This window comes from Peribacillus sp. TH27 (genome assembly GCF_016650915.1).
Taxonomy (GTDB): Bacteria; Bacillota; Bacilli; order Bacillales; family DSM-1321; genus Peribacillus; species Peribacillus butanolivorans.
This window is the reverse complement of the sequence record NZ_JAEKEV010000002.1, coordinates 5,163,904-5,175,276: the sequence shown is the minus strand read 5'-3', so window position 1 is coordinate 5,175,276 and position 11,373 is coordinate 5,163,904. Positions and strand designations below refer to the sequence as shown.

Annotated in this window: 11 protein-coding genes; all 11 read right to left on the bottom strand. The window is 38.6% G+C overall.

Going from position 1 to position 11,373, the window contains the following annotated elements; genetic code table 11:
* Positions 1-15 precede the first annotated feature (15 nt).
* Entirely contained in the window at positions 16-534 is a 519-nt protein-coding gene (locus tag JFU24_RS26390; RefSeq protein ID WP_201185617.1) for a YpoC family protein, read from the bottom strand.
* Complete coding sequence (gene nth, locus JFU24_RS26385) at positions 531-1,187, bottom strand: endonuclease III (protein WP_053346745.1); 657 nt, start codon at positions 1,185-1,187, stop codon at positions 531-533. Before nth ends, JFU24_RS26390 begins: the two co-directional genes overlap by 4 nt.
* A 22-nt stretch (positions 1,188-1,209) precedes the next feature.
* Positions 1,210-1,905, bottom strand: a complete 696-nt coding sequence (locus JFU24_RS26380; RefSeq protein ID WP_056525004.1) for a DnaD domain-containing protein — start codon at positions 1,903-1,905, stop codon at positions 1,210-1,212.
* 115 nt (positions 1,906-2,020) lie between these two features.
* Positions 2,021-3,313 carry an asparagine--tRNA ligase gene (asnS, locus tag JFU24_RS26375; protein ID WP_053346747.1) on the bottom strand — a complete coding sequence of 431 codons (1,293 nt, stop codon included), beginning with the start codon at positions 3,311-3,313 and terminating at the stop codon, positions 2,021-2,023.
* A gap of 718 nt (positions 3,314-4,031) precedes the next feature.
* Positions 4,032-5,216: a pyridoxal phosphate-dependent aminotransferase gene (locus tag JFU24_RS26370; protein ID WP_056525007.1), complete on the bottom strand. Its 1,185-nt coding sequence runs from the start codon at positions 5,214-5,216 to the stop codon at positions 4,032-4,034.
* A gap of 19 nt (positions 5,217-5,235) precedes the next feature.
* Entirely contained in the window at positions 5,236-5,712 is a 477-nt protein-coding gene (locus JFU24_RS26365) for a cell wall elongation regulator TseB-like domain-containing protein (RefSeq protein WP_056525010.1), read from the bottom strand.
* A gap of 18 nt (positions 5,713-5,730) precedes the next feature.
* Positions 5,731-5,901 carry a YpmA family protein gene (locus tag JFU24_RS26360; protein WP_082527552.1) on the bottom strand — a complete coding sequence of 57 codons (171 nt, stop codon included), beginning with the start codon at positions 5,899-5,901 and terminating at the stop codon, positions 5,731-5,733.
* Positions 5,902-6,059: 158 nt separating this feature from the next.
* Positions 6,060-8,840 carry an ATP-dependent DNA helicase DinG gene (gene dinG, locus JFU24_RS26355; protein WP_201223792.1) on the bottom strand — a complete coding sequence of 927 codons (2,781 nt, stop codon included), beginning with the start codon at positions 8,838-8,840 and terminating at the stop codon, positions 6,060-6,062.
* A 229-nt stretch (positions 8,841-9,069) separates the two neighbouring features.
* The gene (gene panD / locus JFU24_RS26350) at positions 9,070-9,453 is read right to left on the bottom strand and encodes an aspartate 1-decarboxylase (RefSeq protein ID WP_053346751.1); all 384 of its coding nucleotides are present in this window, start codon (positions 9,451-9,453) and stop codon (positions 9,070-9,072) included.
* Between the two features lie 24 nt (positions 9,454-9,477).
* Positions 9,478-10,326 (bottom strand): pantoate--beta-alanine ligase, encoded by an 849-nt coding sequence (gene panC, locus JFU24_RS26345; RefSeq protein WP_201185622.1) that lies wholly within the window; start codon positions 10,324-10,326, stop codon positions 9,478-9,480.
* Positions 10,323-11,159, bottom strand: a complete 837-nt coding sequence (gene panB / locus JFU24_RS26340) for a 3-methyl-2-oxobutanoate hydroxymethyltransferase (protein ID WP_201223788.1) — start codon at positions 11,157-11,159, stop codon at positions 10,323-10,325. The genes panC and panB overlap by 4 nt, the downstream gene beginning before the upstream one ends.
* Positions 11,160-11,373: the final 214 nt, after the last annotated feature.

The window sequence follows — 11,373 nt, the reverse complement described above, 5'->3', positions numbered from 1 at the left end:
GTTTTTTTATCGTTCTTATTTTTTAATTTTAGACTTTACATATTGTTTTTCAAATTCCCTAAACATTTCACTGAGCTGCCTATACGAATGAAAAAAAGCAGGTCTTGCAAGGATAAAAGAAAGCCTTTCAACCAAATTTACTGGAATATAAGTGAAGTCCTTTATCTGTCCCTGCCAGGCACTCATTACAACTGGCATTCCATGCATCCAATAGACTGCCGATAAAAATAAACCAATTCCCTGCTTCATAGGTTCCAAAGCCTGTCCCGCTTTTCTCTCTGAAAATAGCAGACCGCATTCAGCTTCGATTTTCTTCCACTTTTCCAGTAGTTCCGGGACATGCCCATCTCCATCTTTCCAAGGTAAATAAGACTCTACTTTATTATAAAAAAGTAACTCATATGGGAACTTCTCGAGTTGAATCAAACAATTCCACTCATTATAGTCTTCTTTTTCCAAGATGATTTCCTCATTAGAAAAAAACAAAGGATGTTTTAATTCAGCAGGCACTCTTAATGAAAGCAATTGCGTCATTTGACCTCTATCCTTTTCATTCTTTTTTTCCCTTCACGGCACAGCTCTAGAAGCGGGCAGGTTTCACATCTCGGTGACTGGGCCTTGCAATGATAGCGTCCAAAGAATATCAGCCGGTGGTGCGTAACAGACCATTCTTCCTTTGGTATCTTGACCATTAATGTTTTCTCAACTTCGAGCACACTGTCCTTCCAGCGACATAATCCCAGTCGCTTGGAAACACGCTCTACATGGGTATCAACAGCAATCGCTGGCACGTCATACGCGACCGATACGACTACATTGGCCGTCTTTCGGCCGACACCAGGTAATTTAGTAAGTTCATCACGATCTCGTGGAACTTCTCTGTCATATTCCTCAATCAGCATTCGTGACAACTTTTGGATATTCTTAGCCTTATTACGAAACAACCCGATTGAGCGAATGTCATTTTCTAACTCCTCTATCGGGACGCTTATGTAATCCTCAGGCGTTTTATATTTTTGAAATAGATCCTTAGTAACCTTATTGACTAATACATCCGTACATTGAGCTGACAGGGCAACAGCAATCACCAATTCAAATGGATTGGAATGATTCAGCTCACAATGGGCATCCGGAAACATCTCACCCATTGTATCCAAACAATAGCGAATTTGAGCTTTATTAAGCATGTTCGTTCTCCTTTAATTCACATTACTGCTCGAGCCAATTATAAAAGGGCACATCTTTCATCGGTTGTGTTGGCTCTATTTTCCGGTCCCTTTTTTGATGCACTCTAAATTTTTGTCCTTGCTCCCTTGCTTGTTCCAGGGTTTTTATTCCATTCTTTTTCCACTCAAATAAAATCCGGTCAATGTATCGGAAATTCAATTTACCAGAAATGACAGCCTCCTTAAGAGCTGATTTAATAATTTCCGGTTGATGATCATCTTCCATCCACATTGCCAATGTCTCACATTCAAATGGAGATAATGGGCGCCCGAACTCCTGTTCAAAAATCGTATAAAGACTCTCCCCGGCTTTTTGTACCTCAGCGGATTCAGCCTGTTTCAAAGACTTTAAGAAGCAGTCCATCATTTTTTCATATAGCGGAGCCAGCGAATATTTTTCCTGGCCGATTTCTTGATTACTTTCAACCAACATTTCAACAAACCCTCTTTGAACCAAACGTTGGATTAAAAATAGACATTCCGATTCTTGTAATGTCATTCGTTCAGATAGTTGGGATGGTGCAGGAAAAGGATTATCTTTATCAATAAAACTTTGCAATTGAAGTAATAGGACCATTTCTTGTTCATTTAGTCCCATTGTCTTATAGTTAGTCAACAAAAAGGATGGAATCGTTATCGTTCCTTCCTTAAACCACGCATATAAATGTTCTTTATTCATGTTATGGACACCTCTGAATAAGTATAACATGAATAAGGGTTTACGAATAAGCTTATAATTTTAACAAAAAACGGTTATCTGCCAAATATGACAAGATAACCGTTTTATCATGGAATCAAGGATATAATCGATTTAATAGGCGTGGGAATGGAATAGTTTCACGGACGTGTTCAACACCACTAATCCATGCTACTGTCCGTTCTAAGCCCAAACCGAAGCCCGAATGCGGTACCGAGCCATATTTTCTTAACTCCATATACCATTTGTAAGCATCTTCACTCAAGCCATGCTCTTTAATTCTCTGTTCAAGCAGTTCTTGATCATGAATCCGCTCTGAACCACCGATAATTTCACCATATCCTTCTGGAGCAATCAAATCGGCACAAAGAACGACTTCTTCCCTGTTAGGATCTGGCTGCATATAAAAAGGTTTAATTTTCGTTGGATAATGAGTGATAAATACTGGCTTTTCATAACTCTCTGCTATTGCTGTTTCGTGTGGCGCTCCAAAATCATCACCCCATTGGATATCTTCAAAGCCTTGTTCATGAAGGAATTTAATTGCCTCATCATATGTAATCCGTGGGAAAGGAGCCTTAATTTGTTCAAGCTTTGCTGTGTCACGGCCTAGTGTATTCAACTCAAGCTGACAGTTTTTCAATACAGACTGAATTATTGATGAGACAAATTGCTCCTGAACTTCCAGGTTTTCTTTGAATTCAATGAAAGCCATTTCCGGTTCAATCATCCAGAACTCGATTAAATGACGTCTTGTTTTGGATTTCTCTGCCCGGAACGTAGGACCAAAAGAAAATACTTTTCCTAATGCCATGGCTGCTGCTTCCATATAAAGCTGACCGCTTTGTGAAAGATATGCATCCTCTTCAAAATATTTCGTGGCGAATAATTCACTTGTTCCCTCTGGAGCACTTCCTGTTAAAATTGGAGGATCGACCTTAACAAATCCTTCTTCATTAAAGAATTCATAGGTAGCACGAATGATTTCATTCCTAATTTTCATAACAGCATGCTGACGTTTTGAACGCAGCCATAAATGACGGTTATCCATTAAGAATTCAGGACCATGTGCTTTTGGAGTAATCGGATAATCAACTGATTCATGAATGACTTCAATATCTTTTACCTGTAATTCAAATCCAAACGGCGAGCGCTCATCCTTCTGAATGACACCTGTAACGTACATAGATGTCTCTTGCGTAACCGTTTTCGCACGAGCGAAAACTTCTTCGCCCACATCTGCTTTAACGACCACACCTTGTATGAAGCCAGAGCCATCACGAATTTGAAGAAAAGCAATTTTCCCACTGGAACGTTTGCTAGCAAGCCAGCCGCCAATGGTCACTTCTTGATTGACAAATTTACTAGCTTCTTTTATTGTAATTTTCACGGAATTTCCCTCCAAAAATAGCTTATCTTACTAAGGAATTTACTCTACTTATTATACCTATAGCCCTCCATACAAGCAAATAAATCACATAAATCAGAGGTTCCAAAATTCTTTTATATTCTTTTTATTCATACTTTTTTTGATAACTATTGCCCTTGTACTTGTTAGGTTCCTTATTTACTAACGTATTTGCTGATACAAAATGCAATAGTCATTTTTAAGCTTTTGTTTTTAAAATTTATAGACTAAACATACTATTTAAAAGGGGTGACAATTGAACTGTCCACATATATAAAATCCACCATTTAAAATTTGTTCCAGAAATAATCCTTTACCCTTTCACGCACCTTTATCTCTAGCTCTAGGTTTATAGTATTATCTTTTATAACACCTAACAGCAAAATTGGCCATTATTTTAATCACTACTTATCGTGATAAAGTCCTGGCAACTATCAACATGACTTTAAATACATATTCTTTTGTAATTCTTTAGTTAATTGAACTTCTGAAAGATAATCTTGAAGGAGCCGATTACACATAACTTTTATTATTTTTTTTATCAATATCTGAATCTACTTCACACAATTTATCTAAAACAATTGGTCACATCCTTTTATAAAGGGAACCAAAGTACATCCTGTACCACTAAAATATTTATTAAACAAAAAAACCTGCTGACACCCACTTTTACGCGGAATGACTGCAGGTTTTATAATATTTAAGCCATTTTTGACTTAACAAATGAATGGATTCTTTCAACCGCTGCTTCAAGCAGTTCCAATGAAGTCGCGTAAGATAGTCTGATGTTGTCCGGAGCACCAAAACCTGAACCTGGAATTACTGCTACCTGAGCTTCTTCTAACAATGCAGTAGTAAAATCATCCACATTGCTGTAGCCAGTTAATTCAACCGCACGTTTAACATTCGGGAACAAGTAAAATGCTCCTTGCGGTTTAATGCAGCTAACTCCTGGAATTTCCACTAATTTATCATAAATTGTATTCAATCGACCTTCAAATGCTTGGCGCATTTCTTCCACAGGATCCTGTGAACCTTCATAAGCGGCAATTGCACCGTACTGAGCTGTTGTCGTAGGATTGGATGTGCTGTGGCTAGAAAGGTTTGTCATAGCTTTGATGATGGCCTCATCACCTACTGCATAACCAATTCTCCAGCCTGTCATTGAATGTGATTTAGAAACACCATTAATGATGATTGTTTGCTTTTTCAATTCAGGAGAAATCTCCGCAATCGATGTATGTGATGCATTTCCATAAACCAATTTCTCGTAAATTTCATCGGAAACGATTAAGATGTCATGTGCTAAACATACTTCTCCGATAGCCGCTAACTCTTCCCTAGAATAAAGCATACCAGTTGGATTGCTTGGAGAGTTAATGATAACTGCTTTCGTTTTCTCAGTAATTGCTTGTTCTAACTGTTCTTTTGTAATTTTATATTGATTTTCTTCAGTGCCTACAACATATACTGGTTTTCCGTCAGCAAGTTTAATTTGTTCTGGATAACTTACCCAATATGGTATTGGAACAATAACTTCATCTTCTTCATCCAGAATTGCTTGAAACAATGTATAAAGAGCGTGCTTAGCACCTGAACCAACAATAATTTCAGAAGGCTTGTAATCTAAACCTTGATCACGCTTTAATTTGGCAGCAATAGCCGCTTTTAACTTTGGAAGACCTGCTGATGGCGTATATTTAGTTTGCCCTTCATTCATCGATTGAACGGCTGCATCAATAATATGTTTAGGAGTGTTATAGTCTGGTTCACCGGCCCCCAAACCAATTATATCAAGACCTTGAGCTTTTAGTTCTTTTGCTTTTGCTGTTATTGCCAATGTTGATGATGGCGTTAATGCTTGAACCCGGTTAGCTAATTTCATAATAAATTAATCCCCCATTCTAAATGCTTCGATAATACTTTAGCCATTCCCCTGTTTTGAAATCATAATAATCATAATTAAAGCGCTCAGATTCATCAAGATATGTTACTTCCCAAAGTGGAACGTTTTTTTCCATACCAAGCTTTACTGAAATGATTTTTTGAGGATTTAGCTTTTCATTAACAATGCTTAAAATCTCTTTTTTTGACTTACCATCTTTATAGTTTTCCACTACAATTTCTTTCTTCTCGTCCTCAGGAAGCCAGACTATTTTTTTAGTCCCATTTTCTCCCTTACCAATGATGACAGAATACGAATCCTGCCCATTATAAAGGTAGAACTCTTCCATGGTTTCAAGGCCGCCCTCTTTCTTCGCCTTTTCAAAAGCCTCATTACCAGCTTCTTTTTTAGGCTGCAACGCTTTAATATATGCCCCGCCGACAAATCCGATAAAACAAAGGACTAGGATAGAAGCAATAATCAACCATTTTTTCAAAGCCGCTTTTCCCTCTTTCTATGTACGATAAATTGTAAATATCGCTTTTTCTTGATTTTCTGAATCTAATGCAAGTCCGAACATTAAGTCGTCCTTTTTCAACGTCCGGTTCAAAGAATCTACAATCTTATACAAATCAGGAGAATTTTGCAACCTGACTGTCGAGATTACTTCAATTTTACTTTCCATGAAAACGCCCCTCCATTTTAACTAAAAATTGTCAACAATCACTGGTATGAATAGGATTAGAAGGCTTTACTACCTTTCACATTATAACAGCTCGAAGGTTATTTTTCTTTATTATTTCATAAAAATTCAATTGGATTTATGAATAATCTAAAGATTCTTTAAATCCACTCTTCTATCATATCCACCATCTCATTAATTGAGCCCTGATGCCAGTCAACGGCCGGTATGGACTTTTGAAATTCAAGACCGTATTTGGCGGTGATAATGCGGCGGTCCAGAACAACTAGGACTCCTCTGTCTTCAGGAGTACGTATCAGCCTCCCGAATCCTTGGCGGAACCTTAGCAAGGCTTCAGGTAAAGAATACGCAGAGAAGGCGTTTCTGCCTTGCTTTTCGAGAAGTTGGCATTTTGCAGCTGTGACCGGCTCATCCGGTGGTGAAAACGGCAGCCTGACAATGATTAGGCAGGATAAATCCTCTCCTGGAATATCAACACCTTCCCATAGGCTAGTTGTTCCAAATAGGACGGCTTTCTCGAAGTTTTGAAAATTTCTGAGTAACCTCATTCGGCTTCCACCAGAAATCCCCTGTGCAAACAAGGTATACTCATCTAGGACCCCTGAGTCTTTGATGGAAAAATAGGTTGCTCGCAGCATCTCATGCGATGTGAACAAAACCATCATTCTCCCTTTAGCTGCCTGTGCAGCGGCAATAATATGGTTTGCCGCTGTTTCCGAGAACTCCTCCACTGATAAGCAATTAATATCCGGAATATCGTTCGGAACTACGACCTTCACAAGTTCCTTATAACGAAAAGGCGAAGGAAATCTTGCGGTCTGTATTGGTTCAGAATCTAAACCAAGCTGCGCTTTAAAGTACTGAAATGAATCCTTCACAACGAGGGTTGCCGATGTCATGATCACACTTTTCTGGCGTCCAAAATAGGAATCCCACAACCATTTACTTCCTGCAATTGGCTGAACAGTCAATGTCACGCCATGTTGTGGTGCTGTATTTGTATAATCAAGCCAATAAATATTTTCTTCTTGTGGATTGATAAAAAATTCATGTAAGGAATCCCTTGTATCCTGCAAATGTCCAAGAAGCACTTCTATATCATTTAAATAAAATAAAGCATTTTTCCCTAACGTGGCCTCATTATTTAATAAAAGACTCAACCTTTTCTCCAGTTCCATGATGATCGATCCTAGCAAGTCTACTAACCGTTCAGCAACCAGAATCGCTTTACTCCATCGATGGTCATCTATCTTAAATGAGAGGCGTTTCGGACTCACAGAATGAGATAGTTTTTGGGCTTGGTTGGAGATGTAATAAAAAAGTTGTTCAAATTCATAGGCAAAGTCATTAAGCTTTCGATCTAGGTCATGCGTGGACTTACCTTCCGTCAAGCCGTTGTTTGAGAGCAATTTTTCAAGTTTGTATAATAATTGCTTTTGATCTGTGGTCCCTAGTCTGTTCAGCACCGTCTTCACGGAAATATAATTAAGTCTTCGTCCAAGCTGTTTAGAAGCAGCCTGTTCCAAATGGTGAGCCTCATCAAGAATTAAATACCCTTTTTTTGGAATGAGGGCATCTTCTGTAAGAAGATCAGTCATTAAAAAGGAATGATTAGTAATGATGATATCTGCTTTGCCAGCTGTTCTTTTTGCTCTTTCAAAAAAGTCCAATTCAAGCCATGGTTGTTTTAAACCGACATATGTAAGCCCGTCACTTTGAAGTCTATTCCAAAAAAGTTGTCCACCACTTGTGAGATTTAATTCATCTTTATCTCCTGTTTCCGTTTCCGTTAGCCAAACTAATATTTGCATTTTTGTTAATGCTGTTTCGTAATTATCTTCCTTTTCACGTAATGCCCGTTCAAACTTTGCCAAACTCAAATAATTACTTCTTCCCTTTAGCAATACAGCTTGAAAAGAATAAGGAAGGATTTTTTTCAGCTTAGGAACTTCGTTTTGAAGAAGTTGATCCTGTAACTGAAGCGTATACGTCGAAACGACTACGGGCTTTTGATGTTTCCTCGCAAAATAAACAGCAGGAAGCAGATAGCCTAAGGATTTCCCAATCCCAGTCCCAGCTTCAATGATTGCGTCTTGACTGGATTCGAAGGAATGATGAATCATATTCATCATTTCCAGCTGTCCGTTTCTCGCTTCAAAAGCAGGAAAAGCATTTTGTAGCATGGCCATTTTCTTCTCATCATCTTGCGGAAATTCTGCTTCTCTGTCTTTATAATCAGTTTCTTCGTCGACTTTTTTAAATGCAAGGCCTCTAAATGTAATAAGTTCAGGTGAATGAACTTCAGCTTTTGTAAGTTTGCTTGCAATACAAGCATCTATCAATTCGGAAATTTCACTTTGTAAGGAAAAAGATAAGCGGTATAACTGTTTTAGCGTCATCACTGGCAGATTCATGAGCTTTTTTTTCAATTCCAATAATAATAAAGCGGTAGCATATGCATCGCTATCCGCTTGATGAGGCCGAGAATGATCTAGATTTTCTTCTTTGGCCAGCTGATGTAGCTTATATCCATCGGATGTCGGTTTCAAAATTTTCGCTAACTCTACCGTATCAAGTGTGGAACCATAAAAAGGCTCCAATCCACAGCGTACTAATTCTTCCTGTAAAAAAGATAAGTCAAATAAAACATTATGGGCAACAAAACAAGCCCCTTCTATAAGCCTGGAAATATTTTCTGCGACATCTTCAAAGTCAGGTGCATCCTTTACCGTCTCGTTGCTTATTCCGGTCAATTCTTCAATAAACAAGGAAATTTCTTGTCCAGGGTGGATGAACGTTGAGTATTCATCTACAATTTGATCATTTTCGATGACTACGCCGGCAAATTGAATAATCCGGTCTCCCTTTTTCGGAGAATTTCCTGTTGTTTCCAAATCGACCACTACATATCGTTGTGTCATGAATTGTACACCTCAAACTTCACTTTCTCCACTTCCTGATGGAATTCTCTTATCTTTTTTATACCATAATAATCGTAATAAAGGAAACACGCAGTTTATCGAATAAAAGTTTAATTACCTTTGAATCCACTTCAATCCCTACCCCTATCCTGGTAATACAATTCTAAGCAAATGAAAAGGGCCGGCTCAACATATGCATGATACATGTGCATAAGAGCCGGCCTTCCGCTTACATGATAGTAGCTGCAGGTTCGTTTGAAATCAGTTCAACAATTTGGTTATTTTCATTCATAATCGCAACTTTAGGCTGATGATCACTCAGCTTATCTTCAGCGACCATCACATAAGAAATAATAATCACAATATCATCAGGCTGAACTAGTCTTGCTGCTGCTCCGTTCAAACAAACAACACCGCTGCCCCGTTCACCTGCAATCACATACGTTTCAAGGCGTGCACCATTATTATTATTGACGATGGCTACTTTTTCATTCGGCAGAATGCCTACCGCGTCAATTATGTCTTCATCAATTGTAATACTGCCAACATAATTCAAATTGGCTTCAGTAACCCTTGCGCGATGGATTTTTCCATTCATCATTGTTCGAAACATGTAAACTCCCCCTAAGCTGTAGGTTTATTCTACTGTCAATGTAATATTATCAATTAGCCTTGCATGCTTAAACTTCACGGCCATTGCAATAATGATATTTCCTGATAATGTTTCAATCGGCTTGAGCTCTGGATATTGATAAACCTCAATATAATCTATTTTCCCATTTGTATGGGCTTCTACATGTTCCCTTACTAGCGCCGTAATTGTATTAGGATTTCTTTCCCCTGTATTAATCGCCTCTATCGCCTTTAATAAACTTTGGTATAATTCTTTTGCTTCTATGCGTTCATCATCTAGCAGATATACATTTCGAGAGCTCTTTGCTAATCCATCTTCTTCACGAACGGTATCGACAGCTACGAGTTTAATTGGAAAATTAAAGTCTTGAATCAAACCATCTATTACTGCGACTTGCTGTGCATCCTTCTTACCGAAGTAAGCTCTATCTGGAAGAATGATATTAAAGAATTTCGTTAGGACCGTCGCTACACCATCGAAATGGCCTGGTCTTTGTCTACCACATAAACATTCCGTCCTGCTTTGGACGACAACCTTGACTGATGGTTCTTCACCGTACATTTCATTGACAGTTGGGTAGAAAAGATAATCTACGCCTGCATTGGCTGCGACATTTTCATCACGTTCCAAATCACGAGGGTATGTTTCAAAGTCCTCATTGGGTCCGAACTGCAACGGATTGACAAAAATACTTAAAACAACGATATCATTTTCTTTACGAGCGTTTTCTAAAAGGGTGGCATGCCCCTCATGTAAGAAGCCCATTGTCGCTACATAGCCGACACTTTTTTGATTGCTTTTTTCCTTAATGATTATTTGTTGTAATTCAGCTGCAGAAGTAAAAGTTTTCATTTTTTTCCCCCATAAAGAGCTGAAAGCTGCTCTTCCTTCATCGTAAATGTATGCTCTTTCGTTGGAAAATCTTTAGTTTTCACGTCATTCACATAACTTGTAATCGAATTGCTTATTAGTTCGTTCGCATTTCCGTACACTTTAACAAATTTTGCAACACGATCAACACCATAACTGATGACATCGTGATAAACAAGGACTTGACCATCTGTTTCAGCACCTGCCCCAATTCCAATGGTTGGAATTGCTAGGTTTTGTGTGACGAGTTCTCCTACTTGATATGGTACACATTCAAATACTATCGCTATGGCTCCTGCCGCTTCACATTTTTTCGCATCTTCAACGAGCTGTGCAGCTGCTTCGGCATCTTTTCCCTGTACTTTATACCCACCAAGCACACCGACTGATTGCGGAGTCAGGCCAAGATGAGCTATTACGGGAATACCAGCCTTTGTTAATGCGGAGATTTTTTCGACAACGTCATCTGCCCCTTCAACCTTCACAGCATCCGCATGGCCTTCCTGCATGATGCGGGCCGCATTTTTAAGTGTTTCATCTAAAGAAAGGTGATAGCTCATGAAGGGCATGTCTGTCACGACAAACGTATCGGGGGCCCCACGTTTTACTGCTTTTGTATGATGAATCATGTCATTAACCGTAACAGGGATGGTAGAGTCATAACCTAATACAACCATTCCTAAAGAATCGCCAACTAAAATCATGTCGACACCTGATTGTTCGGCTAACTTTGCTGACGGATAATCATATGCCGTAAGCATGACAATTTTCTCGTGATTTTGTTTCATTTTCAAAAAATCTCCGGATAATTTCATTACGTTTCCTCCTTTTTGATGGAGGAGATGAAAACATCAGCGTTTTAAAAACTGGTGTCTATACATTCATACGCAAAAAAAAGACTGACTAAATAGAGTATCTGTTACGTTACAATAAGTGGCAAAAAACGCCTCATCTTTGTCAACAAAACAGCACTTGTCCTTTTAGTCAATCTCTTTGATAACATCAGAAGTTTCATCCCTCCGTCCTAGT